We start from the raw sequence: 24,354 nt of genomic DNA on the forward strand, positions 1-24,354 counted from the left end.
GCGGTAGTACTTGTTAAGTGCTCGGAAGCTACCTAGTCGTTGACAGCGGCGATCGCTTTAGCCAGGTAGGGCAGGTTCTCCTGGGAGAAGCCCGCGACGTTGGCGCGACCTGAGCGCACCATGTAGATGCCAAACTCATCGCGCAGACGATCTACCTGTTCCGGCGTTAAGCCGGTGTAGGAGAACATGCCACGCTGCTCGGCAACGCAGGCGTACTTCTCGTCAAGCCCGTAGGGTTTTAGCGCTTCTACGAAGTCGCGACGTAGGGTATTAATACGATCGCGCATTTCGGTGAGCTCTTCACGCCATAGCGCGGTAAGCTCGGCGTCATGGAGAATCTCGCTGACGATAGCGCCACCGTGAGCAGGCGGGTTTGAGTAGTTTTCCCGGGCAACGATGGCGGCCTGTGAGCGAATGTTATCCATCTGCTCGCTGTCTTTTGCCACCATGATCAAGCAGCCGGTACGCTCACAATAAATACCGAAGTTCTTCGAGCAAGAGCTGGTGATGATCGCTTCGTCGAGGTTTTCCGCCAGCAGGCGTACCCCGTAGGCGTCTTCATCCAGACCTTCGCCAAAGCCCTGATAGGCAAAGTCGATCAGCGGCAGTAGCTTGCGTTCACGGACAATCTCTAGCACTTCCTGCCACTGGGCGTGGGAAAGATCAAATCCGGTCGGGTTGTGGCAGCAGGCGTGGAGTACCACTACATCGCCTTCCGGAATACTTTTTAGCGCTGCACGCATGCCGTCAAAATCAAGACGGTTGTCGGGGTCAACGTAGGGGTACTTGTGTAGCTCAATACCTGCCGCGGTAAAAATACCGTGGTGGTTGGGCCACGTAGGGTCGCTGACCCAGATACCTTTGCCCGGCAACTGTGAGGAAATGAAGTCGGCTGCTAAACGCAGGGCGCCGGTGCCGCCAGGCGATTGGGTAGCGCTGGCACGGTTAGCTTTCAGTACCGGTGACTCAGCGCCAAACACCATGGGAAGGACAACTTCACCGTAGCTGGGGGCGCCGTGAGAACCGATATAGGTTTTCGTCGTTTCATTCTTGAGCAGGCGAGCTTCTGCTTCCTTAACGGCGCGCATTACCGGCGTATTGCCTTGGGTATCGCGGTAAACACCGACACCTAGATCCACTTTTTGCGGATTGGTATCTTTTTTGAAAGCTTCGATCAGCCCGAGAATGGCGTCTCCTGGGACTCGCTCAATATGCTCAAACATTTATTCGGCTACCTCGTCGGTTCTGGCGGCAAGAATGAAGTCATTAAGATGCAGGCCTTTAATAGCGTGAGACCACCACGTGACGGTGGCTTTGCCCCACTCAGTCACGATAACGGGGTGATGGCCAGCCTGCTCGGCAATATCGCCAACGCTTTGGGTGAACGCCAATGCGCTGACAAAGTCACGGAATTTAAAACTTCGCGACAGCTTCATGATGCCATCGTGCTCGACAATCTGCCACTGGCTGAGGCTTTTTAGCCGCTCTTGGGCTTCATCTTTGCTTAGCGGCTGAGCATCTTTGCTGCACGGTTCACAAATAGCGTTGGCTAAAGTGGTCATCGTTTGCCTCCTGCGCTTGGGGATTTCCTTTAGCGTAGATGGCAAACGCAGTCGCGACCAACGTCTTTGGCACTATACAGCGCTTGGTCGGCGCGTTCGATCAAACTGGTGAGAGGCTCACCGCAGCGGTATTCGGCAACCCCTATGCTCAGCGTTACCTGACCGGCACCCATGCCGAAGTCGCGTACACTAATGGCTTGGCGTAAGCGGTCGGCAAGCGCATGGCATTGCTGCAGCGGGGTGAGCGGCAGCACGACCATAAACTCTTCCCCTCCCAGCCGGGCAACCATGTCTTCACAGCGCAGCAGCGACTGGGCGTCCAGTGCCAGCTGTTTAAGCACGTCATCGCCATGCAGGTGGCCCCAGCGGTCGTTAAGACGTTTAAAATGATCGATATCGATCATCATGATAGAGAGCGGTGTGCCGTGACGGGTGCTAAGCGATGCAACATGGGTTAAGTGCATCATCAGTTTGCGTCGATTGGGCAGTTGGGTCAGCGGGTCTGTATCGCATAGTTTGCGCAGTCGCTGCTCTTCGCCGACCTGATCGCTAATATCCATCATTATGCCGTTCCACTGGACACCGTCGACAACGGGCTTCGGCTGGGCGCTAACCGCAATCCAGTGTGGTTTGCGTCTGGGAAACGGTAGCCGAAAGCGTGTAGTGAGAGGCAGCATCCAGCGCGCCGAGCGTTCGATCGCCGACATTATCTTGGGATGGTCGTTGCCGGTCAGTTGCTCAACCAGCTGGCCAGCATTTTCAGCGAGCAGATCGCGGTCAATATGTTTGAGAGCCGCGCCGCCGCCCTCTAAATAGGGGAACCGCATGTGACCATTGCGAGCGCGGTGAAACTGGAAGATAACGCCAGGTATGTGGGCAACAAGGTGGTCTGCGCTGACTCGCTGGGGTGCGTCTATATCATTCACGGGCATGCGTGAATCTCCAAGCATATGCCAATTTAAATTCGATCGTGAAGATTAGCCCTAAATACGTAATCAGGATGTAAGCCATTGCAGACAAAATGGCTATTATCTATATTTTTTTAGAATATATATGTTCTATTCTTATATATATTCGATTGTATTCTAAGCAACAGGCAAGGCGTTATTGGCATTTAGTGGTAAAATTAATTACTTTTTTGCATATCAAAAACCTTTTTTATTCCTGGGGTGGTTTCTTGGAAGCAGGACGAGAGCAAACGTCTCAGCCATACGGCTTGGTCAGTTTAGTGGGCGCAGGCCCTGGCGATCCAGAGTTGTTAACGCTAAAAGCGTATAAGCGCCTTCAGTCCGCTGAAGTGGTGCTGTACGACCGCTTGGTGAGCGATGAAATTGTCGCCTTTATACCGCCACAGGCGCAGCGCTTTTATGTGGGTAAGGCACGCTCGCTGCACAGCGTTCCCCAAGAGGGGATTAATCAGGCGCTAGTTAAGTGGGCTCAGCAGGGTAAACGTGTCGTGCGCTTGAAAGGCGGCGATCCATTTATTTTTGGCCGCGGCGGAGAAGAGCTTGAAGCACTGGTGGCGGCACAAGTGAGCGTGGAAGTGATTCCAGGGGTGACCGCAGCCTCAGGCTGTGCCGCGTATGCAGGCATACCCTTAACCCATCGCGATCATGCCCAGTCGGTGCGTTTTGTCACCGGGCATTTGCAGCAGGGCGAGTGTGAGCTTGACTGGGATGCGCTAGCGCGGCCTGGGCAAACCTTGGTGTTTTATATGGGGCTGGGCAGCGTTAGGGTGATTAGCCAAGCGCTGATTGAGCACGGCTTAGCGCCCGAAACACCGCTGGCGCTCATTGAGCAGGGAACCACCCGCCAACAGCTTACCCACGTAGGGTCGCTATCGGCGCTACCTGATACTTTCTTGGCGGGTCATATTAAGCCGCCTACGCTGATGATAGTGGGCAGCGTGGTATCCCTGCATACCACGTTGGATTGGKTTGATGTGCTGAATGGAGAGGCCTCTGGCTTTCATGAGGGCAAGCATCCGCCGTCCGGCTAAACAGTGGGTATGCCTGCCCAGCTGGTAACACTGCTGCAACATTTGTACACGATTTTGCAAACAGACTGGCTAGATGCAGAGAGCTGTGTATGCTGAAAGGGGAGATCATCCACGGCTAGCGCATTATTTAGGTATTTGATCATTACGCATTTGATCATCGCTAGCTTGGACAAACGTTAGCTTAGACCATAGAGGAACGCATAATGTCGGAAGCAAACCACTCGGATCACCAGCCGCCTACCAACAAGCCAGAGCCGGCTAAAAAGCCAGGCATGAAAACCCTTTTTCAAGATAACCGCGTAAAGGCGATTGCCGGTATCGCCGCCATCGCGGTTATCTGGGCGATTATGGCGCAGTCTAATGCAGGCTCCCGCCAGGATCGCGTCGATAGCTTAGAAGAGCAGCTTGCCAGCGCTGAGCAGGAAAACAGCCAAATGAGCCAGCGCATTAGCGAAATTGAGGAAGCTGAAACCAATTTAGCCGCGCTGCAAGAGGAGATGGCGTCCCTTGAGGCTCAGCAGCAAGAGGCCAGCTCGTCGCTTGAGAGTGCTCAAACTAATGTCAGCGATGTGCAGTCGCGGTTAGAAGAACTTGAATCCGAGCGAAATGCGTTGGAAGAGGAAATCGCTTCTCTTAATGAGCAAGTAGAGAGCGCTGACAGTGAGATGAGCGCGCTGCGCGAAGAGCGCGATGAGATCACCAGTACTCGCGATGAGGCGGAAAGTACTCTCCAGCAAGTAGAAGAAGCGCGTTCTAGCGCTGAAGAAGCTCGTCAGGAGGCTGAAGCCGCCCGTCAGGAAGCCGAGGAGCAGCGTCAGCAAGCGGTTGAAGAGCTGGACAACACGGAAGAGGAGCTGTCCGGGCTAGAAGAGCAGATTAGCCAGTCAAATGAACAGCTAAGCAGTTTAGAAGAAGAAATCTCAACTGCCCAAAGCGAGCTTGATGAGTTAAAAAGCGAGCGTGATTCCATCACTAGCGAACGCGATGAGCTGCAAAACGAAGTTGATTCGCTAACGGCGCTTCGCGAAGAGGAAGAGCAGAGCTTGAGCGATGTGCGCAGCGAGCTCGATGACGTTATGGTCGCTTTGGAGATGGGCCGCGAGGAAGTGTCGAGTGTTGAAAGCGATATTGAAGAGCGTGAAAGCCAGCTGGAGCGTTTAGAGGGCCAGTTAAGCGAATGGCGCGATGAGTTGTCCACGCTCGACAGTCGCTTGGCCGATGCGGAGCAGTCAGCGGGTGAGGATGCCTCATCTTCACAGGGCAGCTCTTCACAGAACGGCGGCTCTGAAGATGGTTCCTCAGAAGATAGTTCGTCAGAGAATGGCTCGTCAGATGAAGGCTCTTCTAGTGAAAGCGCCAACGACAGCGATGGTGGCAGTGAAGAGGCGCAGCAAAACGCTGGCTAATAGTTGGCTAAAGAGTAATACGCTGACGCACCTTTCATGTTAGCAAAGAGAGGGCGGATGTCGGGGAACCGGCATCCGCCCTCTTGTGTTGGTTTATGATTGGGGCTACGAGGCGTATCATTCACACAAATCCAAATGCAGTTGTTAACAGCATCAAACGAGGAGTGCCATTGAATGGATGGGGTTAAGCATATTATTGCAGTGGCATCGGGCAAGGGCGGTGTGGGAAAATCCACCGTCACCGTTAATTTGGCGTTAGCCTTGGCAGCACAAGGCTACCGCGTGGGTGTCCTGGATGCGGATATCTACGGGCCCAGTCAGGCGCAAATGCTCGGTGTTAAAGAGGGCACGCGCCCTCAGGCGGCCAGTAATGACAAATTTCTACCGCTCCAGGCCCATGGTATTCAGGCTATGTCGATGGCGTTTATGGTCAATACTCGCGAGCCAATGGTGTGGCGTGGGCCGATGGTGGTGGGCGCATTCCAGCAGATGCTGACGCAGACCCAATGGGATAATCTCGATTTTCTGTTGATCGACATGCCCCCAGGCACCGGTGATATCCAACTGACCTTGGCTCAAAAAGTGCCGGTTGCAGGCGCGGTAATTGTGACCACCCCCCAGGACATCGCGTTGTTAGATGCCCGTAAAGGGATCGAAATGTTCCGCAAGGTTAATGTGCCGGTGCTTGGTGTGGTGGAAAATATGAGCCTCTACCACTGTGAAAATTGCGGCCACGAAGCGGCTATTTTCGGCACCGGCGGTGGCGACAGTATCGCCCAGGAATACGATACCCAAGTGCTTGGACGATTGCCGCTGACGCTCTCCATCCGTGAGCTAACGGATTCGGGGCGTCCGAGCGTCGTCTCTGAACCTGAAGGCTCGGTGAGTCAAACCTTCGCTGCTATCGCCCAAAAAGTCGCTGAAGCGGTTAGCGCGAACCAAGGCGACGGCCCAACTATTTCTTTTAGTGAGTGATAACGAAATAAATGAGTATCAAATCTGATAATTGGATTCGTCGCATGGCCAAAAGCGACGCGATGATCGAGCCGTTTGAAGCCGAGCAAGTGCGCTATGTGAATGACCAGCGGGTGATCTCCTACGGCACGTCTAGCTATGGCTACGACGTGCGTTGCTCAGATGAATTTAAAGTCTTCACTAATATTCACTCAGCGATTGTCGACCCCAAAGCGTTCGATGCGAAAAGCTTCGTCGATATTAAAGGCGACGTATGCATTATTCCGCCCAACTCTTTCGCGCTGGCGCGCACGGTGGAGTACTTTCGTATTCCCCGTAACGTGCTGACTATTTGTTTGGGTAAATCCACTTACGCGCGCTGTGGCATTATTGTCAACGTGACACCGCTGGAGCCCGAGTGGGAAGGCCACGTTACCCTGGAATTCTCTAACACCACCAATCTGCCGGCAAAAATCTATGCCCATGAGGGCGTCGCGCAGATGCTGTTCCTAGAGTCCGACGAAGTGTGCGAAACGTCGTATAAAGACCGAGGTGGGAAGTATATGGGGCAGCGTGGGGTGACCTTGCCGCGTACCTAGTTATACGCAATGCGTTGCTACAAAAAAATGCGCCTTACGGCAAAACCGTAAGGCGCATTTTTAATGCTTATAGCGACGATGCCAGTCTAGCCCTGGGGCTCTTCGTCGACTTCTTCATCAAGGTCTTCATCAAGCTCTTCCGCTGCGTCGGCGTGGGAAAGCCGCATCCCATGTTCTGGCAGCAGATGGCCATCCATCTTGGCGCCTTCGGCGCTGAACTGCAGCCGGCCTTCCAAAAACCACTGCACTGCAATGGGATAGATCAGATGCTCGCGGGCGCGAACCTTCTCTTGCAGTGTTTCCGCGCTGTCGTCATCGCTGACCAGCAGCTCCGCCTGCAGTACTACCGGGCCACCGTCTAGCTCTTCGGTGACGAAGTGAACGCTACAGCCGTGGCTGGCAACGCCGTCTGCCAGGGCACGGGCGTGGGTGTTGAGCCCTTGGTAAGCTGGCAGCAGCGAAGGGTGGATATTCAGCATTCGGCCTAGGAAGCGCTGCACAAAGCGAGGCGTCAAAATGCGCATAAAGCCCGCCAGGATGATCAGGTCCGGCTCGTGGCGCTCAATGACTTTGATCAAGGCACCGTCGTAGGCTTCGCGACTATCGTACTCCCGATGAGGAAGCGCGACCGCTTCAATGCCCGCTTCATGGGCGCGCTTCAGGCCATAGGCGTCAGCGATATTGGAAATTACCGCGACAATCTCACCGCCGCCTAAGCGGTCGTGAGACTGAGCATCAATCAGCGCCTGAAGATTGCTGCCACTGCCTGAGATAAGTACCACGATACGGCGTGCGCCGAGGGGCTCTGGCGTTACGTCTTTAATGGTATCGCTCTGGTAGTCCGTATTGGTCATGCCGAGAGGTTCTCCAAAATAACGGCGTCCCCTTGGCGCTCAACGATCTGGCCTAGGCGATAAACGGATTCGCCTTCGGCTTCCAGATGCGCCACCGCCTGCTCTGCTTGCTGTTGCGGTACCACCACCACCATGCCAATACCGCAGTTAAGCACGCGGTGCATTTCGGTTTCACTCACGTTGCCGTTTGCCTGCAGCCAATCAAATACGGCTGGGCGCTGCCAACTGGCAATATCAATGTGCGCCGCGAGGTTGTCGGGCAGTACGCGGGGAATGTTTTCAAGCAGCCCGCCACCGGTGATGTGCGAGAGCGCGTGTACGGCAATATCGCTGCCGCGCATTAAGGAGAGCAGTGATTTAACATAGATGCGGGTAGGAGCCATCAGCGCATCGCCGAGGGTTTTGCCGTCGATGTCGGTTGCTAGCGAAGCGTCGCTGACCTCGAGAATTTTACGAATCAGCGAGTAGCCGTTGGAGTGTGGCCCCGATGACGCAAGCCCCAAAATGACATCGCCTTCGGCCACTTTACTGCCATCTAAGATGTCGGCTTTTTCAACGACGCCCACGCAAAAACCCGCTAAATCGTAGTCACTACCTGCGTACATGCCCGGCATTTCGGCGGTTTCGCCGCCTACCAGGGCGCAGCCTGCCAGTTCGCAACCAGCGCCAATGCCGGTGACAACGTCAGCAGCAATATCCACATCAAGCTTACCCGTGGCATAGTAGTCGAGAAATAGTAGCGGTTCGGCGCCCGCTACGATGAGATCGTTGACACACATAGCAACCAAGTCAATACCGATGGTGTCGTGTTTGCCAAGGTCCATCGCCAGGCGCAGCTTGGTGCCGACGCCATCGGTACCTGAGACAAGTACGGGCTGCCGGTAGCCCGCGGGTATTTCGCATAGCGCGCCAAAACCGCCAAGGCCACCCATGACTTCTGGGCGAGTCGTGCGTTTGGCAACGTGTTTAATGCGGTCAACCAGGGCGTTACCGGCATCAATATCGACGCCTGCGTCCTTATAGCTGAGGGAAGGAGTAGACGAAGAAGAGGAGGTCTCGGTCATGACAGATCCTGTGAAGCAAATAGCGGTGCTAGTAGTGCTGGCGACGAGGCCAGTGCTGGAAGTAACTGGAGCGGATTGTAACACTCAGAGGTCCGTGTCGCACCGCTGTTGCATAGGATGAAAAGCGTACGAGCGACTTTCCTTAATATCCGGCATAGTAGGCAAGTGAGAGTAAGTAAGTGAGAGTAGGTAAGTAAGCGTAGATGAGCCAGAGTATATGAGTAACAACAGTAGCGATAAGCGCACATAGCCACGATAAGCGAAAAACAGCAGTTTAAATTCACGTTAGAGAGGGAACTATGCGGAATTCTTGGTGGGGTGTCCTATTTTTGGTGGTGATAGGCGGTTTAATCTATTTGTTAGATGCGGTTCTGATGCCTTTTATTGCTGGGATGATTCTCGCTTACTTAGCTGATCCGCTGGCTAATCGTTTCCAACGCTGGGGCATGAATCGGCCAGTCGCGGTGAGTAGCGTGTTTTTAGTACTGTTGGTCGTGCTTGTGGCGAGTTTGTTGATATTAATACCGCTGCTTGTTCAGCAGCTTAAACAGCTGGGCGAGGCTATTCCTGGTATCTTTAATTGGGTAGAAAATACTCTCGCTCCTCAGGTACAAGAGTGGACAGGCTATGACTTAACCGCTGAGTTAACCAATGTGCGTGAGACGCTGGTCGAAAACTGGCGTGATGCTGGCGGCTACTTAGCGCAGGCGCTTGGTCACATAGGCCGTTCCGGTATGGCCTTTGCGTCTTGGATCACCTATGTGGCACTGATCCCGGTGGTTACCTTCTATTTGCTGTTGGACTGGMACCGGCTGCTGACCAATATCGCTAACCTCATACCCCGCCAGTGGGCGGACGACACCTTCCGGCTGGCGCGTCGCTGCGATGAGGTGCTGTCGTCGTTTTTACGTGGACAGCTGCTGGTGATGCTCTGTTTAGGGATTATTTATGCAGTGGGCTTAACACTGATGGGGCTGAATTTTGGTCTGTTGATCGGCTTTGTGTCCGGGCTGGTTAGCATTGTGCCGTTCTTGGGCTTTATTGTTGGCTTGGTAATTGCGCTTGTTGTCGCGCTGTTTCAATACGCCACCTGGTGGGCGGTGCTAGGGGTTATCCTGGTGTTTAGTATTGGTCAAATGGCCGAGAGCGTGATTCTGCAGCCTAAATTATTGGGTGATAAAATTGGCCTGCACCCGGTCGCGGTTATATTCGCCGTATTGGCGGGGGGCAATCTGTTCGGCTTAACAGGGGTGTTGTTGGCGCTGCCGGTGGCCGCGGTGATCCTAGTGCTGCTAAAAGAGGTGAAGGTTCGCTATCAGGATAGCGAGCTATACGACGAAAATAATACCGATAAACATAGCTCAATCATTGAGGTCAGTTCTTCGCACCATGATGAGCTGGGACATCATGATGGACGGGAGTCACCATGAGCCGAGTACCGGCACAGCTTCCTCTGGGAATTGGCCTGCGCGATGACGCGACCTTTGATAACTACTATGTAGCGCGTTCGAATACCCCGCTGGTGGAACACCTTACCCAGCAGCTCACCCCTGAGGGGGAGCAGTTTCTTTACTTATGGGGGGCGCCAGGGGTGGGGCGTAGCCATCTGCTCCAGGCAGCGTGCCATGCGGCATCAGATGCCGATAAACGCGCGCTTTACTTACCGCTGGATGACTTGGGCCACTTCCCGCCATTAATGCTGGAAGATATAGAACGCCTGGATATTGTCGCCATTGATGACCTGGAGTGCGTGATGGGTCGCAAGCGCTGGGAGGAGGCGCTGTTTCACGCCTTTAACCGGCTAAGAGATGCGGGCAAAAAATTAGTGATTGCCGCCAGTGCCTCCCCGCGACAGCTTAACGTGGTGTTACCCGATTTGGCGTCGCGGTTGACCTGGGGAGTGACGTTCCACGTTCACCCTTTAGACGATGACGATGAGCGTTTGGCCGCTTTAAAACTGCGCGCCAGCGTGAGGGGGATGCAGCTACCCGATGACGTTGGGCGCTATATTTTACATCGTGGCCCCCGCGAGTTGGGTGAGCTGTGTCGCGCAGTGGAAACGCTGGATAAAGCATCGCTGTCAGCCAAGCGCAAGCTAACCATTCCGTTTGTGAAATCTGCCCTCGGATGGTGAGGCCGCTGGTTAAAAGCCAGACACTAAAACGCCCCTGTCAGCGAGGGCTAACAGAGGCGTTTTATACATCTTAACTGACCAGCTTGCTTAGTCGATAGGCGGTTAAGCGGTTTTGCTTAACTTGCTAGCGGCGGTTTGGGCCTGCTTGACGTTGTCTTCGGTAATTTTCTGACTTTTCTGGATAAAGTCCTGCTGCAGCGATACTACTTTATCGGTATCGCCCTTAACACGCTCAGCCAGCTCTTTAGCCACTTTTTGCTGACCTTCCATGTAGCTGCGCAGACCTTCCGCGTCTTTCACGTCCATCATCTGACGCATTTGCGCAATGCCGGTATCGACGTAGGCTTTGCTGGCGTCCATCTGAGCGTTGATCATTTTTTCGCTGTAATCGATGCTCAGCGCCATGTAAGCGCGTACCGGCGCCATAAACATGTTGTCAAACTGCTGAGTCATTTCGTTAGTATTTAATGTGCGCATCGTCATACCCTCCAGGGTTTGGTCTTGCCAAAAGCAGCTATCCAGAGGTTGGCGCTGCTTGTTGAGTGGTTAGCTTTTTAAGCTATCTTGCGTTGCAGCATAGCAACTGTTTTTGTGCAGTGCAACATTTTAGCTTTTAGCATTTACCCGCCTCGCCTAACCCGCTAGCTTGAAGGTGGCCGATGTGGTTTTGCGCTAGCGAACGAAAGAGTGGTTCTAGGCTCAGATAGACAGCTCTACTAATCTCACTGATGGGAGAAAGAGCAATGGCAACACGGATGGAACGCGATAGCATGGGCGAACTGGAAGTACCTGCTGAAGCCCTTTATGGCGCGCAGACCCAGCGGGCAATTAATAACTTTCCCGTCTCTCATTCGCCTATGCCCCCAGCCTTTATTCACGCCGTCGCCCGCATCAAACTCGCGGCAGCCCGGGCAAATCAAACGCTAGGGGGGCTTGATAGCGCCCGCGGTGAGGCGATTCAAAAAGCCGCGCGCGAAGTATTAACGGGCAAGCACGACCAGCATTTCCCCATCGACGTATTTCAAACCGGTTCGGGTACCTCCACCAATATGAACGTCAACGAAGTGTTGGCGACATTGGCCAGCCGAGAGGGCATTGAGGTCACCCCGAACGATCACGTCAATATGGGGCAGTCCAGCAATGATGTGATTCCCACAGCGATTCATCTGTCGGCTGCCATTGCGGTGCACGAATCGCTACGCCCAGCTCTGGTTCACCTGCGCGACACCATCGACCAGCGCGCCAGTGAGCTGAGCCACGTGGTTAAAACCGGCCGCACTCACCTCATGGATGCCATGCCACTACGTATGGATCAAGAGCTGGGCGCCTGGTCAAGCCAATTAAGCCAGGCCATTGAGCGCTTTGATAGCGCCATGAAAAGGCTGTGTCGGTTAGCCCAGGGCGGCACCGCCGTAGGTACCGGGATCAACGCTCCTATCGGTTTTGCTGAGCAGATCGCGCAAGAGCTGAGCGAACAGACGGGATTGATGTTCACCCCTAACGACAGCTTCTTTGCCAGCCTCTCGTCACAGGATGCAGCGGTAGAGCTTTCCGGGCAGTTAAAAGGCTTGGCCTGCGTCATTATGAAAATTGCTAACGATTTGCGCTGGATGAATTCAGGGCCGCTGGCTGGGCTAGGGGAAATTGAGCTCGAGGCGCTACAGCCCGGCAGTTCGATTATGCCAGGGAAAGTTAACCCGGTTATTCCCGAGTCGGCCGCTCAGGCCGCCGCACAAGTCATAGGCTTGGATGCCGCGATTACCGTCGCAGGCCAGAGTGGCAATTTTCAGTTAAACGTAATGCTGCCGCTGGTGGCTTCCAATTTGCTTACCTCAATTAGCTTGATGAGTAATACCGCACGGCTGCTGGCTGACCGTGCGATTGCCACCTTTAAGGTTCGTGAAGATAACTTAAAAGGCCCGCTGGCAAGGAATCCCATCTTGGTGACGGCGTTAAATGGCGCCATTGGCTACAACGCCGCCGCGGCGATTGCCAAAGAGGCTTACCAGGCGGGGCGGCCAATTATTGATGTGGCAGAGGAGAAGACTGACCTTGACCGAGAGACGCTAGAGCGCCTGCTGGATCCGGCCGCGTTAACTCAGGGAGGCATCCCCGAGTAACGCGAATCAGGTTAGCTGACGTAAGCTCGCCAGCGCTCAGGTTTCCTGCTGTTCGGTTTTACCTTCCTGTATCGTTTCGCTGGCTTCGCTGCGCTCCTCGGCATCGGCTTCAGGCGTTTCATGCTCGTCTTGGCGCGAGGGTCGATAGCAAAAGGTGGCCAGTATCGGGAAGTGGTCGGAACCGAAGTAGTGAAGCCGCTGCATGCCGACCAAGGTAAAGTGCTCGGTGACAAAGATATGATCGAGCGGCCAGCGCAACGCGGGGTGTTTAGCGTGAAAGGTGCTGAACAACCCGCGTCCCCGGCGTGGGTCTAGCATGCCGCCAACACGGCAAAAAAGTCGTGTAGTACGCGACCACGCCACATCGTTCAGATCCCCAGCAACCAGCGTTGCACGCGGATCCTCATGAATCTTTTTACCCACCAGCAGCAGCTCAGCATCCCGCCACAGGGATTTTTCACTCTCGCTGGGCGCCGGTGGCCGGGGATGCAGCGCGTAGAAGCGAATACTCTCGCCGTTGGCTAGCGTTACTCGGGTATGAATGGACGGAATGTCGTCTTGAATCAGCCACTCAACGGAGGTGTCGGTGAGCTCCAGATGCGAGTAAAGGTGCATGCCGTAGAGATTGTCGAGCGGAATTTTAACACTGTGCGGCCACTGCTCAGCGAGTGCTGGATCCAACTGATCCTGCCACCACTGGTCGGACTCCAGTGTTAATACAATGTCTGGCTGATGCTGTTTGATCATATCGATCAGCGCTTGGGCCTGGCGATTAGGGGTCAGCACATTGGCGATTAGCAGCGTGATCTTTTTATCGGCATCGTCACTCTCTGCCGTTTTAACCTGCACAGGCCACAGCGGCGTCCATGGCAGGATATAGTAGACTTGCACCAGTAAAGTGATGCCCGAGGCGAGTAGGGCCACCCATAGCCATGGGCCCGTTTCAACCAGGGTAACGGTTAATATCCAGGTGATTAAGGCTAGAAACGCGATCTGCAGGCGTGGAAATTCAAAACTGCGAATCCACCACCAGTGTAAATGTATGCGTGCGATCAACGTCGCCAATAACAGCGCGATCGCTATGCTTCCTAGCAAAATCCCCAGCATGGTTTATCTCCCTATCGATAACACTCTGCACATTGAAGCGCTAAGCCTAGCGCTAGAAGGTTGCAGGTGTCGAATTGAACATCTATTCGTAATGGGGTTAATGCTTGGAAGAGGGAGGGGCGCAAAAGAAAAGAGCTTGCAATTCAGTGATGAAAGCGTAAGATATGCATCCGTTGCAAGGCGTGCCGCCGTCAAAATAGCGCACTCCAGATAGACCAATAGAACCATAGCTCAGTTGGTTAGAGCGCCACGTTGACATCGTGGAGGTCGGCGGTTCAAATCCGCCTGGTTCTACCAATCTAGCGCCAACACCTCTTTTCAGGACCATAGCTCAGTTGGTTAGAGCGCCACGTTGACATCGTGGAGGTCGGCGGTTCAAATCCGCCTGGTCCTACCAGCTTTTATCAAAAACGCCACAGGCATTTGCTGCTTGGGGCGTTTTTGCGTGGGTGTTATGTGGCGGGTTCAATCAGATTGGGCAGATCAGTTTGACGCATAAACGTTGCTACCAGTGCTTCAAGGCCTGCTTGGTCTTGTTGGCTGAAGCGGGCATGTAGCGGGCTATCCAGGTCGAGTACGCCCCACAGGCGGCCATCCACCACGATGGGAACCACCAGTTCAGAGCGAGAGTTGGCGTCGCAGGCAATATGGTCGGCGACCGCATGCACGTCGTCCACTCGCTGGGTGGTTTGTTGACGAGCGGCCGCCCCGCATACGCCTTTGCTAAAGGGTATCGGATGGCAGGCGGGCTGCCCCTGAAATGGACCTAGGCCTAATACATCAGGCTGGCGCTGAAGATAAAAGCCTACCCAGTTAAGGTCGCTAAGCTGTTGCTGAATAAAGGCGCAGGTTTGCGCGCTGTTGGTGAGCCAGTCGCGTGTATCGAGCAGCGCTTCAAGCTGGCGATTGAGGAAGGGGTAGTCAATACTGTTTTGCATTTGGCTTCCTTGGCTACTAACGCAACAGGCCGACACTTTTGCATAGGGGATTGCCTATGCGTGCCGGCCTGTTGTTATCTATTGATGGCGAGTTCTGGTGTTACTCGATCCAGCCAGGAACGGCTGCGCCTTTGAACAGTTCTTCGGCTTTCTCGATCACTTCATCACGCTGATAGGCGTCGACCAGCTGGCGAATCTCTTCACGCTCTTCGTCGCCGCCGCGTACTGCGATTAGGTTGACGTAAGGGGACTCGGGGCCCTCTTTGATCAAAGCGTCATCCAGGCTTAAGCCGGCCGGCTGTGCAAAGGTGTTGTTGATGAACGCCATGTCCACATCGGGCAGCACGCGGGGTAGTTGGGCGGCTTCAATTTCACGGAAACGGAAGTCGCGGGGGTTTTCCGCGATATCGATAGGCGTAGATTCAAGGAATTCTGGGTCGTTAAGGGTGATCAGGCCTTCGTTGTGCATCAAAATCAGCGCGCGACCTTCGTTGGAAGGGTCGTTGGGCAGCGCGATTTGTGCGCCGTCAGGCAGGTCATCAATGCTGTCGTATTTTTCTGAGTAAGCGCCAATCGGGTAAACGAACGTATAGCCAGCGATGGCCAGGTCATAGCCACGGTCATCGACCATCGACTGTAAGTAGGGCTCGTGCTGATAGGCATTGGCATCTAAGCTGCCGTCGGCCAGGGCGGCATTCGGAGTGACATAGTCGGTAAACTCGATGATTTCCACATCAAGGTCGTACTCTTCTTTGGCAATGCGCGCTGCCACTTCCATCACTTCTGTTTCAGGGCCCGCAACGGTGCCCATTTTGATGCTGCGCGTTTCAGCATTGGCGACGTTAACCGCAAGCGCCAGGGCGGTAAGGCTACCAATAATTAGTTTTTGCATAAGAACTCTCCAGTGGCGTTGTGCTTAATGATGCAATGATGCGGCAATAAAAAACTGCTGTCTAATGCATTTTTGTTATAAGGGATGATTGATGAACGCAATGTCACTTGCGGTCACTTTTGCGTACCAAGTAGTCGCCCAGGCTCTGAAAGCCCTGCACCATGATGACCAAGATCACCACCGTAATCAGCATAATGGTAGGGTTGAAGCGGTTGTAACCATAGCGAATGCCCAAGTCGCCGAGGCCGCCGCCGCCCACTGCGCCTGCCATGGCAGAGTAGCTGACCAGCGTCACTACGGTAATGGTTAAGCCTGTCATGATCCCGCCGCGAGCCTCTGGGATCAGCACTTTGCGAATAATTTGCCAGGGCGTTGCGCCCATGGCTTGGGCGGCTTCGATTAATCCCGGTGAGATTTCATTAAGCGCCGCCTCTACCAACCGAGCGACAAACGGAATAGCGGCAATCGTCAGCGGTACCGACGCAGCATTAATACCAATCGAGGKGCCCACCAGCATGCGGGTAAAGGGAATAATCGCCACCATCAAAATAATAAACGGGATGGAGCGGCCAACGTTGGTAATAATGCTCAGCACCTGATTAAGAACCGGCTTCGCCAATATTTGCCGGGGACGCGTAACGTAAAGCATTACCCCGAGAGGGAGGCCGACGAGGGTAGAAATCAGCCCTGAAACGGCCACCATATAAAGGGTATCCAGCGTGGCCTGTAAAATTAAATCAATCATTGCGCTGGACATGGCCGAGTACCTCCACTTGTAATTGATGAGATTCGAGATAGTGCATGGCTTGCTGAGTTTGCGTCGGCGAGCCCAGCAGCTCCGCAATCATTAGGCCCAGGGTGCGCTCCTGAATGGACTCTACTTTTGCTTGCAGAATGCTGACATCGACGCCGCATTCGCGAGCTAGGCGCGAAATCAACGGGGTCGAGACCGCGTCGCCCGAGAAGGTTAGGCGTACCACAGGGTGGGTGTTTTCGCCTGGGGCATCAAGGAGTCTCTCAATCAGCTCTTTGGGCGGTGTTAGCTGGAGGAAGTCGTTAAGAAACTCACGACCAAGCTGGGTACGCGGGGCGGTAAAGAAGTCGCCGACTTCTGAGTCCTCCACCAATTCGCCGTCCGAAATCAGGCTCACCCGTTGGCAAATCGATTTGACCACTTCCATCTCATGGGTGATCAGCAGGATGGTAATGCCCAGTTGGTGATTAATATCGCGCAGTAGTTCTAGTATGGAGCTGGTGGTTTGTGGGTCTAACGCAGAAGTTGCCTCATCACAGAGCAGTACCTGCGGTTTGCTGGCTAGCGCCCGGGCGATCGCAACCCGTTGCTTTTGGCCGCCGGAAAGCTGGGCAGGGTACTGATTGGCTTTGTCTGCCAGGCCGACCATTTCCAGCAGAGGAACCACGCGCTCTCGAACGGTACTCCGTTGTTGCCCCATTAATTCAAGCGGGAGTGCAACGTTATCGAAGACCGTGCGTGTAGTGAGCAGGTTGAAGTGCTGAAAAATCATGCCAATACGATGGCGTGCCCGGTTTAAGGCCGCGTTGCTCAAGCGGGTCATTTCTTGACCATCTACTGTGACGCTGCCGCTTGTCGGGCGTTCTAGCAAATTCACGCAGCGAATCAACGTGGACTTACCTGCGCCAGAAAGGCCGATGACGCCGTGAATGGCGCCTTTAGGCACAGTGAGGTTGGCTGCTTTAAGCGCATGGACGGCGCTTGTGCCGCTACCATATGTTTTACTGACGTTGCTAAGTTCAATCATAGCGTCTGCCTTACTGGTAGGCCGAAGACGAAGTGCGGGAGAGTAGGAGCAGGCGTAGGGTGGGAATAAAAAAAGCCACCCTTGTGGGTGGCCATTAACGCTGGACACACCCTTTTAGCTGCACTTCACTAGGCTTCTGGCCTGGTGGACGCCCGCAAGATGGGTACAAATCGGCGTCGTTACATTTGCGCCAAAAGTCTAAAGATAGGTGGTTTGCATGTCAATTAGAAGCGAGGTGACTGCACAAAGATGAGGCACCAGTAGTAAGCTGGCGGATTACATCCATTATTTTTACGAGTTCAAGGAGCAAGGCGCTATGTTTACCGGCATTGTGCAGGGTGTGGCTAAAGTAGTGGCAGTGCGCGAGCTAGAAGAGTTCCGTGTTCATGTGGTGGAGCTGTCATCTTCTATGCGCAAAGGGCTTGAGATTGGTGCGTCGGTGGCACATAACGGGGTTTGCTTAACGGTAACGGCGATAGAAGGCGATAGCGTTAGTTTTGATCTAATGCGTGAAACGCTGCGGTTGACTAATCTTGGTGCAATTACCCCTGGGCAATGCGTCAATATAGAGCGCGCGGCGCGCTTTGGTGATGAGATTGGTGGACACTCGATGTCGGGGCACATCATTTCCATGGCAGAAGTGGTGGCCATCGAAGAGGCGCCTAACAACCGTCGACTGTGGTTTTCACTGCCGGAAAGGCTGGGCCGATTCGTGTTTGAAAAGGGCTATATTGGGGTAGACGGTATCAGCTTGACCATTGGTGATGTGCGCTACGCTGAGAGCGGAGCTGTGGAGTTTAGCGTCAATTTAATCCCTGAGACGCTGTCGCGCACCACGCTTCAGGAGCGAGCACCTGGGGATCAGGTCAACATCGAAATTGATCCACAAACTCAGGTGATCGTTGAAACCGTTGAGCGCGTGCTTGCTAAGCAAAACGGGACTAAGCAAGACGCGGAACAGTAACGTTAATCAGCTTTATTGGCTTCTGGTTGACCGATCGGTTAGGTTGTGGCCTGAAGATTGCTTGGTATTCACTGGCGGGGCTGCCCCCGTCAATATTGGTCGCCATACTAAGGCGCTCGCATCAGGGCGAGCGTTTCGGTAGTATGTGCGGCTTTTCTCAGCACCCGAACGCATACATATCATGCGGCGTTAGCGCTAAGGACAACAAACTTCATGAAACTTCTGGATAACTATTTCAAGCTCTCCGAGCAAAAAACCAACGTGAAGACAGAAGTTATCGCCGGGATCACCACTTTCCTGACGATGGCCTATATCATCTTTGTTAACCCGAGCATCCTTTCCGAAGCGGGTATGGACTACGGCGCGGTGTTCGTGGCGACTTGCCTAGCGGCAGCGATTGGCTGTTTCGTTATGGGACTTTGGGCCAATTACCCGATTGCCCAGGCGCCAGGCATGGGGTTAAACGCCTTTTTCACCTACGGCGTTGTGCTGGGCATGGGGTATACCTGGGAGGCCGCATTGGGGGCGGTCTTCTTCTCCGGTTTAACCTTCTTCTTGTTAAGTATTTTTAAAATTCGCGAGTGGATCATTAACTCCATTCCCATGACGCTTAGGCTAGGTATCGCCGCCGGTATCGGTTTGTTCCTGGCGATGATCGCGTTGAAAAACGCCGGCATTGTGGTTGCCAACCAGGCTACCTACGTGACGCTGGGTGACCTTTCTCAGCCGCCAGCTATTTATGCGCTATTGGGGTTCTTTGTTATTACCGCGCTCTCATACCTGCGAGTGACTGGTGCGGTGATGATCGGTATTTTAGGCATTACCGTGATCGCGATGGTGCTTGGCCATAACGAGTACGGTGGCCTGATGTCGATGCCACCCTCCATTGCGCCTACCTTTATGGCGATGGATTTAATGGGCGCGCTGGATGTGGCGATGCTTAGCGTGATCTTTGCCTTTCTGTTTGTTGATCTATTTGATACTTCAGGCACGCTGGTGGGTGTTGCCCATCGTGGCAAGCTGCTAGACAAAGATGGCAAGCTACCGCGTATTGGTCGTGCCATGATGGCTGACAGTACTGCGTCAATGGCGGGTGCCGCTTTGGGTACTTCCACAACGACCAGCTATATTGAATCAACTGCGGGTATCGCGTCGGGTGGCCGTACTGGCTTAACGGCGGTGGTGGTGGGTGTGTTGTTCCTTGTCAGCCTGTTCTTTGCACCGCTGGCGGGTTCGATTCCGGCTTACGCTACCGCAGGTGCGCTGCTGTATGTGGCTGTACTGATGGCGGGTAGCTTGGCCCACGCGAATTGGGAAGACCCCACCGATGCTGCGCCGGTGCTGATTGCTGCGCTGGCGATGCCGCTGACGTTCTCAATTGCCGAAGGAATCGCGCTAGGCTTTATTAGCTATGTGGCGATCAAGGCGCTGTCAGGCCGTTTTAGCGACCTGAATCCGGCGGTGATTATCTTGTCACTGCTGTTTGCGGCTAGATACCTTTTCTTGGTTTGATTAATCATTACCCTTTTTATTACTCAATGAGAGACGCGATGAGCATCTACGGCGACTACATTAAGTCGGTTATTCGCACGGTTCCCGATTGGCCTGAACAGGGCGTGAATTTTCGCGATATTACCCCCTTGCTGCAGAACAGTGCGGCCTTTCGCAAGCTGATCGATAGCTTCGTTCACCGCTATCAGGAGATGAACCTGGATGCCATCGCGGCTATCGATGCGCGTGGTTTTATTATTGGTGCGCCGCTCGCCTATGAGTTGGGCTGCAGCTTTGTCCCGGTGCGCAAAAAGGGCAAGCTACCCTTCAAGACGATTAGCGAGACCTACACGCTGGAGTACGGTCATTCTGAAGTGGAGCTGCACTCCGATGCGTTCCAGAAAGATGACCGTATCCTGCTGATGGATGACTTGATCGCTACCGGTGGCACCATGCTGGCAGCGGCCAACCTGATTCAGCGCAGCGGTGGTCAGGTGGTCGAGACGGCCACCATTATCGATCTACCTGAGCTTGGCGGTTCACAGAAAATTCGCGATGCCGGTTACAGCGTATTCGCAGTTTGTTCTTTCACCGAAGACGAGTAATTCCCCATGAGCAGCGATCGCTATCACCAACATTTCACTGTCTCCTGGGATCAGTTGCACCGGGATGTGCGCACCCTGTGTCATCAGATGATCGAGCGTGATTTTAAAGGCATCGTAGCGATTACCCGCGGCGGTTTAATTCCCGCTGCACTGATTGCTCGCGAGCTTAATATTCGGTTGATCGATACCGTGTGTATTAAGAGCTATGACCATATGGATCAAGGCGGCCTGGATATCATGAAAGGCGTCGATCATGACGGCGAAGGTTGGTTGCTGGTCGATGACTTGGTGGATACCGGTAAAACGGCGCGGGCAGTACGTAAAATGCTGCCTAAAGCTCACTTTGTGACTATCTACGCCAAGCCGGATGGACGTCCTTTGGTGGATCAATATCTGACCGAAGTGGCTCAGCAGTGCTGGATTCAATTCCCCTGGGATATGGGCGTTGCGTACGTTGAGCCGCTTGTCGATCAAATGAAGAGGTAATGATGGCCAATCCACTTCCCGACGATTGGAATCAGTGGCTGGGTAATGAGTTTCAGGCTGACTATATGCTGGCGCTAAAAGATTTTTTGGCGCAGCAAAAGGCCGCGAAGAAGATCATATATCCCCACTCAACGCAGTGGTTTCGTGCCTTTGAACTGACCCCGTTGAATGAAGTGAAGGTGGTTATTTTAGGCCAGGATCCCTATCACGGGCCGAATCAGGCCCATGGGTTATGCTTTTCCGTGCAGCCCGGTGTACCCGTGCCGCCGTCGCTGGTCAATATCTACAAAGAGTTGGCCACCGATGTCGGTTTTACCCCCGTGCGCCACGGCCATCTGGAAGCATGGGCCAAGCAGGGCGTGCTGTTGTTAAACACCTCGCTGACCGTGGAGCAGGGCAATGCGGCGTCGCATCGCGGTAAAGGGTGGGAGCCGTTCACCGATCGCGCGATTGAAACGGTCAGCCAGCATGCGCCGCCGTGTGTGTTTCTGTTATGGGGAAGTCATGCGCGCCAGAAGAAAGCGTTAATCGACCAGGGGCGCCACTTAATACTCGAAGCTCCGCATCCTTCTCCGCTCTCCGCACACCGGGGGTTTTTTGGTACCCGGCACTTTTCCCAAGCCAATCAATTTCTGCAAGCGCAAGGGCGAGCACCTATCGAATGGCAATTGCCGGAAACCCCTTAACCTTGTAAGTGGTTGCGGGTAGAATACGCGCAATTTTGTGCCTAGCTGATGCAACCTTGGTTGCCATTCTGAATCCCCTGCAGTGAGGAAGTCCCATGAGTGTTTACGCCATTAACCATCCGCTTGTACAACATAAGCTGGGTCTGATGCGCGAAGTTGACCTGAGCACTAAGAGCTTTCGTGAACTGGCAGGTGAAGTCGCCAAGCTGCTGACCTATGAAGCAACCAAAGGTCTTGAACTGGAAGATCATGAAATCCAGGGATGGAACGGTGAGCCAATTGCAACGCGCCGATTAAAAGGTAAAAAAGTCACCGTCGTTCCTATTCTGCGTGCCGGGCTTGGCATGCTGGAGGGCGTAACGGATCTAATACCGAGTGCGCGGGTAAGCGTTGTAGGGCTTTACCGCGATGAAGAGACGCTGCAGCCGGTGCCTTACTTTGCCAAGTTTGCCAACGATATCGAAGAGCGCATGGCGATCGTGATTGACCCCATGTTGGCGACGGGCGGCTCGATGGTGGCAACGCTGGACATGCTGCGTGAACGCGGCTGTGAAAGCATGAAGGTGATAGTGTTAGTCGCCGCCCCTGAAGGCATCAAACGGGTGCAGGATGCTTACCCGGATATCGAAATTTACACTGCTTCAATCGATGACCGACTCGACGAAAATGGCTATATCGTCCCCGGATTGGGTGACGCTGGTGATAAGATTTTCGGGACACGCTAAGCATCGTTACTGACATTGCCCCTTACGCCCAGCGTCAGGGGCATTTTTTTGCACACCTACAATCGAATAATCACTAGGAATTCAGTTATGCGTGAAGCTGCCAGTCAGGCTGAGTCGTGGCCGAAAATCATCTTAACCGGCGCGCAAATGCTGTTTGTGGCGTTTGGCGCCTTGGTGTTAGTGCCGCTTTTGACAGGACTCGACCCAAGCGTTGCGCTGTTCACTGCTGGGGTCGGAACCTTGGTATTTCATGGGGTGACCAAGCAGAGCGTGCCGGTGTTTTTAGCCTCATCGTTTGCCTTTATAGCGCCTATTCAAGGCTCTGTCGCGAGCTTTGGGGTTTCGGCTACCATGGGCGGGCTGATGGCGGCGGGGCTGGTTTATGTGGCGATCTCTCAGGCTGTGCGCTTAAAAGGCACTGCCTGGCTGCACCGCTTGCTGCCCGCTGTGGTAGTGGGGCCGGTGATTATGGTGATTGGCCTGGCGCTGGCGCCGGTGGCGGTTAGCATGGCAACCGGTGAAACCAGCGACAACATCGGCTATGGCGCGGCGATTTTCCTCTCGATGACTAGTTTGCTGGTGACGCTGGTGCTGGCGGTATTTGGTCGCGGGCTGCTTCGTTTGGTGCCGATCATGGGTGGCATTGTCACCGGCTATTGTTTGGCGCTGGTGATGGGTGTCGTCGACTTTACGCCGGTGCGTGAGGCGGCGTGGCTATCAATACCAAGTTTCACTGCTCCGAGTTTTCATTGGGCTGCCATTCTATTTATGATTCCGGTCGCGATTGCCCCGGCGGTAGAACACATTGGCGATATGGTGGCGATTGGCTCGGTGACCCGCAAGAACTACCTGGAAAAGCCCGGCCTGCATCGCACGCTGTTAGGCGACGGGKTGGCAACCAGCGTCGCCGCGCTATTCGGCGGGCCGCCGAATACCACTTACTCGGAAGTCACCGGGGCGGTGACCCTCACTCGGGCATTTAATCCCAAGTATATGATTGTTGCCGCGATTATTGCCATTGTGCTGGCATTTGTATCCAAGCTGGGTGCGCTACTGCAGACCATTCCGGGCCCGGTAATGGGCGGCATTATGACGCTGTTGTTTGGCTCCATTGCGGTGGTTGGTATGAACACTCTGGTGCGCGCTGGTCAGTCGCTGACGGCACCCCGCAATTTAGTGGTGGTCTCACTGATACTGGTGTTCGGTATTGGTGGCATGCAGTTTGGCGGTGGCCAGTTTACGCTGCAGGGCGTTAGTCTTGCCGCCTTGGTGGGTATTGCGTTGAACTGGGTATTACCTCGCGAGCAAGAGGGCGAGTAAGCTAACCGCCAGTAACGCCGTATGCATCGTAAGGATGGCATTACTTGTAACGTGCGTTTATAGATCATTAGGAGTGTCGGCAGCATGGAAAACGAACTAACCGCACCCTTTCCTATTCTAGGGATTGCTGCTTGGAGCGGCACCGGTAAAACGACGCTGTTAGAGAAGCTGCTGCCACGCTTAGCTGAGTATGGGTTGAAAGTCGCTGTGATCAAGCATGCGCACCACTCGTTTGATGTCGACCAGCCCGGCAAGGATAGCTATAAGCTGCGCAGCGCAGGTGCCGCACCGGTACTGGTGGCTTCCCGTCAGCGCTTTGCGCTGATGCAGGAAACCCCTGACCAGGACGAGCCTGATTTAGCCCAGTTAGTTGCCATGATGGCACCGCACGATCCCGACTTGGTGATTGTCGAAGGTTTTAAAGCCTGGCCGATTCCCAAGCTGGTGCTTTACCGCGATGGCATTGGCGATCCGGCTATTTTAACCGGGCCTTGGGTTGAGGCAGCCGCGCTCAGCGCGCCACCGCCCATCGACTTAGCGACTGCGGTGATCCGGTTAAATTTAGACGATAGAGATGCAATAGCGCGCTGGATAGTCAGTTGGGTGAGCGCGAAAAACGACGCTATATTTTTAAGTGCTTCGGCTTCAAAAAAGGAACGGTGACAAC

General features: G+C 54.1%; 26 protein-coding genes and 2 tRNA genes. 17 read left to right on the top strand and 11 right to left on the bottom strand.

Translation table 11 applies throughout. The features are described from left to right. Nucleotides 1–32: 32 nt before the first annotated feature. Genes HALO_RS10990 through HALO_RS11000 form a run of 3 tightly spaced genes read right to left on the bottom strand, consistent with a single transcriptional unit; the run spans nt 33 to nt 2,494 of the window. A complete protein-coding gene (locus HALO_RS10990; protein WP_035579677.1) occupies nt 33–1,223 on the bottom strand; it encodes an amino acid aminotransferase in 1,191 nt (396 codons plus the stop codon). Next, complete coding sequence (locus tag HALO_RS10995) at nt 1,224–1,562, bottom strand: 4a-hydroxytetrahydrobiopterin dehydratase (RefSeq protein ID WP_035579674.1); 339 nt, start codon at nt 1,560–1,562, stop codon at nt 1,224–1,226. A gap of 29 nt (nt 1,563–1,591) precedes the next feature. Beyond that, the gene (locus HALO_RS11000; RefSeq protein WP_035579672.1) at nt 1,592–2,494 is read right to left on the bottom strand and encodes a GGDEF domain-containing protein; all 903 of its coding nucleotides are present in this window, start codon (nt 2,492–2,494) and stop codon (nt 1,592–1,594) included. A 245-nt stretch (nt 2,495–2,739) separates the two neighbouring features. Here HALO_RS11000 and cobA point away from each other — a divergent pair, with 245 nt between their 5' ends. From cobA to dcd, 4 genes are all read left to right on the top strand, one after another. Further along, on the top strand, nt 2,740–3,561 hold the full coding sequence (gene cobA, locus HALO_RS11005) for a uroporphyrinogen-III C-methyltransferase (RefSeq protein ID WP_050714164.1): 822 nt from the start codon (nt 2,740–2,742) through the stop codon (nt 3,559–3,561). Between the two features lie 203 nt (nt 3,562–3,764). Further along, a complete protein-coding gene (locus HALO_RS11010; protein ID WP_050713425.1) occupies nt 3,765–4,967 on the top strand; it encodes a hypothetical protein in 1,203 nt (400 codons plus the stop codon). A 174-nt stretch (nt 4,968–5,141) separates the two neighbouring features. Next, entirely contained in the window at nt 5,142–5,942 is an 801-nt protein-coding gene (gene apbC / locus HALO_RS11015) for an iron-sulfur cluster carrier protein ApbC (RefSeq protein WP_050713426.1), read from the top strand. Nucleotides 5,943–5,953: 11 nt separating this feature from the next. Next, nucleotides 5,954–6,520: a dCTP deaminase gene (gene dcd, locus HALO_RS11020; RefSeq protein WP_035579668.1), complete on the top strand. Its 567-nt coding sequence runs from the start codon at nt 5,954–5,956 to the stop codon at nt 6,518–6,520. Between the two features lie 86 nt (nt 6,521–6,606). Here the strand turns inward: dcd and purN are convergent, their stop codons facing one another. Beyond that, complete coding sequence (purN, locus tag HALO_RS11025) at nt 6,607–7,374, bottom strand: phosphoribosylglycinamide formyltransferase (protein ID WP_035579666.1); 768 nt, start codon at nt 7,372–7,374, stop codon at nt 6,607–6,609. Further along, nucleotides 7,371–8,438, bottom strand: a complete 1,068-nt coding sequence (purM, locus tag HALO_RS11030) for a phosphoribosylformylglycinamidine cyclo-ligase (protein WP_035579665.1) — start codon at nt 8,436–8,438, stop codon at nt 7,371–7,373. Before purM ends, purN begins: the two co-directional genes overlap by 4 nt. Before the next feature lie 299 nt (nt 8,439–8,737). Here purM and HALO_RS11035 point away from each other — a divergent pair, with 299 nt between their 5' ends. Both HALO_RS11035 and hda read left to right on the top strand, forming a co-directional pair. Next, complete coding sequence (locus HALO_RS11035) at nt 8,738–9,868, top strand: AI-2E family transporter (RefSeq protein WP_050713427.1); 1,131 nt, start codon at nt 8,738–8,740, stop codon at nt 9,866–9,868. After that, nucleotides 9,865–10,572 carry a DnaA regulatory inactivator Hda gene (hda, locus tag HALO_RS11040; protein WP_035579662.1) on the top strand — a complete coding sequence of 236 codons (708 nt, stop codon included), beginning with the start codon at nt 9,865–9,867 and terminating at the stop codon, nt 10,570–10,572. Before HALO_RS11035 ends, hda begins: the two co-directional genes overlap by 4 nt. Nucleotides 10,573–10,674: 102 nt before the next feature. Here the strand turns inward: hda and HALO_RS11045 are convergent, their stop codons facing one another. Continuing rightward, nucleotides 10,675–11,049 (bottom strand): phasin family protein, encoded by a 375-nt coding sequence (locus HALO_RS11045; protein ID WP_035579661.1) that lies wholly within the window; start codon nt 11,047–11,049, stop codon nt 10,675–10,677. 266 nt (nt 11,050–11,315) lie between these two features. On the opposite strand from HALO_RS11045, the gene HALO_RS11050 reads away from it, so the two are divergent. After that, entirely contained in the window at nt 11,316–12,692 is a 1,377-nt protein-coding gene (locus HALO_RS11050) for a class II fumarate hydratase (RefSeq protein ID WP_035579659.1), read from the top strand. Nucleotides 12,693–12,728: 36 nt separating this feature from the next. Here HALO_RS11050 and HALO_RS11055 read toward each other — a convergent pair whose 3' ends face one another. Next, nucleotides 12,729–13,799, bottom strand: a complete 1,071-nt coding sequence (locus tag HALO_RS11055) for an endonuclease/exonuclease/phosphatase family protein (RefSeq protein WP_035579657.1) — start codon at nt 13,797–13,799, stop codon at nt 12,729–12,731. A 220-nt stretch (nt 13,800–14,019) separates the two neighbouring features. Here HALO_RS11055 and HALO_RS11060 point away from each other — a divergent pair. Together HALO_RS11060 and HALO_RS11065 are read left to right on the top strand one after the other, a co-directional pair. Continuing rightward, a tRNA-Val gene (locus HALO_RS11060) sits at nt 14,020–14,096 on the top strand. A 23-nt stretch (nt 14,097–14,119) separates the two neighbouring features. Then, a tRNA-Val gene (locus tag HALO_RS11065) sits at nt 14,120–14,196 on the top strand. Nucleotides 14,197–14,251: 55 nt separating this feature from the next. Here the strand turns inward: HALO_RS11065 and HALO_RS11070 are convergent. From HALO_RS11070 to HALO_RS11085, 4 genes are all read right to left on the bottom strand, one after another. Beyond that, complete coding sequence (locus tag HALO_RS11070; protein WP_035579655.1) at nt 14,252–14,737, bottom strand: GAF domain-containing protein; 486 nt, start codon at nt 14,735–14,737, stop codon at nt 14,252–14,254. Between the two features lie 100 nt (nt 14,738–14,837). After that, nucleotides 14,838–15,629, bottom strand: a complete 792-nt coding sequence (locus tag HALO_RS11075) for a MetQ/NlpA family ABC transporter substrate-binding protein (RefSeq protein WP_007114419.1) — start codon at nt 15,627–15,629, stop codon at nt 14,838–14,840. A 103-nt stretch (nt 15,630–15,732) separates the two neighbouring features. After that, nucleotides 15,733–16,386, bottom strand: a complete 654-nt coding sequence (locus HALO_RS11080) for a methionine ABC transporter permease (RefSeq protein ID WP_050713428.1) — start codon at nt 16,384–16,386, stop codon at nt 15,733–15,735. Beyond that, on the bottom strand, nt 16,367–17,410 hold the full coding sequence (locus HALO_RS11085; RefSeq protein WP_035579653.1) for a methionine ABC transporter ATP-binding protein: 1,044 nt from the start codon (nt 17,408–17,410) through the stop codon (nt 16,367–16,369). Before HALO_RS11085 ends, HALO_RS11080 begins: the two co-directional genes overlap by 20 nt. A gap of 316 nt (nt 17,411–17,726) precedes the next feature. Here HALO_RS11085 and HALO_RS11090 point away from each other — a divergent pair, with 316 nt between their 5' ends. The 8 genes from HALO_RS11090 to mobB all read left to right on the top strand — a co-directional run bounded on the left by HALO_RS11090 (nt 17,727) and on the right by mobB (nt 24,350). Further along, complete coding sequence (locus HALO_RS11090; RefSeq protein ID WP_035579651.1) at nt 17,727–18,374, top strand: riboflavin synthase; 648 nt, start codon at nt 17,727–17,729, stop codon at nt 18,372–18,374. Nucleotides 18,375–18,587: 213 nt separating this feature from the next. Beyond that, nucleotides 18,588–19,886: an NCS2 family permease gene (locus HALO_RS11095; protein WP_035579648.1), complete on the top strand. Its 1,299-nt coding sequence runs from the start codon at nt 18,588–18,590 to the stop codon at nt 19,884–19,886. A 38-nt stretch (nt 19,887–19,924) separates the two neighbouring features. Next, the gene (locus HALO_RS11100) at nt 19,925–20,470 is read left to right on the top strand and encodes an adenine phosphoribosyltransferase (protein ID WP_035579646.1); all 546 of its coding nucleotides are present in this window, start codon (nt 19,925–19,927) and stop codon (nt 20,468–20,470) included. Nucleotides 20,471–20,476: 6 nt separating this feature from the next. Then, entirely contained in the window at nt 20,477–20,956 is a 480-nt protein-coding gene (gpt, locus tag HALO_RS11105; RefSeq protein ID WP_009286932.1) for a xanthine phosphoribosyltransferase, read from the top strand. A 2-nt stretch (nt 20,957–20,958) separates the two neighbouring features. Further along, nucleotides 20,959–21,642: a uracil-DNA glycosylase gene (gene ung, locus HALO_RS11110; protein WP_172821709.1), complete on the top strand. Its 684-nt coding sequence runs from the start codon at nt 20,959–20,961 to the stop codon at nt 21,640–21,642. 95 nt (nt 21,643–21,737) lie between these two features. Further along, nucleotides 21,738–22,367: a uracil phosphoribosyltransferase gene (upp, locus tag HALO_RS11115; RefSeq protein WP_035579641.1), complete on the top strand. Its 630-nt coding sequence runs from the start codon at nt 21,738–21,740 to the stop codon at nt 22,365–22,367. Between the two features lie 87 nt (nt 22,368–22,454). Continuing rightward, a complete protein-coding gene (locus HALO_RS11120; protein WP_050713429.1) occupies nt 22,455–23,687 on the top strand; it encodes a uracil-xanthine permease family protein in 1,233 nt (410 codons plus the stop codon). 84 nt (nt 23,688–23,771) lie between these two features. Beyond that, nucleotides 23,772–24,350 (top strand): molybdopterin-guanine dinucleotide biosynthesis protein B, encoded by a 579-nt coding sequence (mobB, locus tag HALO_RS11125; RefSeq protein ID WP_035579637.1) that lies wholly within the window; start codon nt 23,772–23,774, stop codon nt 24,348–24,350. Nucleotides 24,351–24,354: the final 4 nt, after the last annotated feature.

This window comes from Halomonas sp. R57-5 (genome assembly GCF_900070345.1).
Taxonomy (GTDB): domain Bacteria; phylum Pseudomonadota; class Gammaproteobacteria; order Pseudomonadales; family Halomonadaceae; genus Vreelandella; species Vreelandella ventosae_B.

Coding starts and splice junctions, on each gene's coding strand:
- HALO_RS11010 (WP_050713425.1), top strand. CDS start 3,765: ATGTCGGAAGCAAACCACTCGGATCACCAGCCGCCTACCAACAAGCCA.
- purN (WP_035579666.1), bottom strand. CDS start 7,374: ATGACCAATACGGACTACCAGAGCGATACCATTAAAGACGTAACGCCA.
- HALO_RS10995 (WP_035579674.1), bottom strand. CDS start 1,562: ATGACCACTTTAGCCAACGCTATTTGTGAACCGTGCAGCAAAGATGCT.
- HALO_RS11000 (WP_035579672.1), bottom strand. CDS start 2,494: ATGCCCGTGAATGATATAGACGCACCCCAGCGAGTCAGCGCAGACCAC.
- HALO_RS11075 (WP_007114419.1), bottom strand. CDS start 15,629: ATGCAAAAACTAATTATTGGTAGCCTTACCGCCCTGGCGCTTGCGGTT.
- HALO_RS11090 (WP_035579651.1), top strand. CDS start 17,727: ATGTTTACCGGCATTGTGCAGGGTGTGGCTAAAGTAGTGGCAGTGCGC.
- HALO_RS11045 (WP_035579661.1), bottom strand. CDS start 11,049: ATGCGCACATTAAATACTAACGAAATGACTCAGCAGTTTGACAACATG.
- gpt (WP_009286932.1), top strand. CDS start 20,477: ATGAGCAGCGATCGCTATCACCAACATTTCACTGTCTCCTGGGATCAG.
- dcd (WP_035579668.1), top strand. CDS start 5,954: ATGAGTATCAAATCTGATAATTGGATTCGTCGCATGGCCAAAAGCGAC.
- upp (WP_035579641.1), top strand. CDS start 21,738: ATGAGTGTTTACGCCATTAACCATCCGCTTGTACAACATAAGCTGGGT.
- HALO_RS11055 (WP_035579657.1), bottom strand. CDS start 13,799: ATGCTGGGGATTTTGCTAGGAAGCATAGCGATCGCGCTGTTATTGGCG.
- ung (WP_172821709.1), top strand. CDS start 20,959: ATGGCCAATCCACTTCCCGACGATTGGAATCAGTGGCTGGGTAATGAG.
- HALO_RS11095 (WP_035579648.1), top strand. CDS start 18,588: ATGAAACTTCTGGATAACTATTTCAAGCTCTCCGAGCAAAAAACCAAC.
- HALO_RS11050 (WP_035579659.1), top strand. CDS start 11,316: ATGGCAACACGGATGGAACGCGATAGCATGGGCGAACTGGAAGTACCT.
- hda (WP_035579662.1), top strand. CDS start 9,865: ATGAGCCGAGTACCGGCACAGCTTCCTCTGGGAATTGGCCTGCGCGAT.
- apbC (WP_050713426.1), top strand. CDS start 5,142: ATGGATGGGGTTAAGCATATTATTGCAGTGGCATCGGGCAAGGGCGGT.
- purM (WP_035579665.1), bottom strand. CDS start 8,438: ATGACCGAGACCTCCTCTTCTTCGTCTACTCCTTCCCTCAGCTATAAG.
- HALO_RS11070 (WP_035579655.1), bottom strand. CDS start 14,737: ATGCAAAACAGTATTGACTACCCCTTCCTCAATCGCCAGCTTGAAGCG.
- HALO_RS11100 (WP_035579646.1), top strand. CDS start 19,925: ATGAGCATCTACGGCGACTACATTAAGTCGGTTATTCGCACGGTTCCC.
- HALO_RS11085 (WP_035579653.1), bottom strand. CDS start 17,410: ATGATTGAACTTAGCAACGTCAGTAAAACATATGGTAGCGGCACAAGC.
- mobB (WP_035579637.1), top strand. CDS start 23,772: ATGGAAAACGAACTAACCGCACCCTTTCCTATTCTAGGGATTGCTGCT.
- HALO_RS10990 (WP_035579677.1), bottom strand. CDS start 1,223: ATGTTTGAGCATATTGAGCGAGTCCCAGGAGACGCCATTCTCGGGCTG.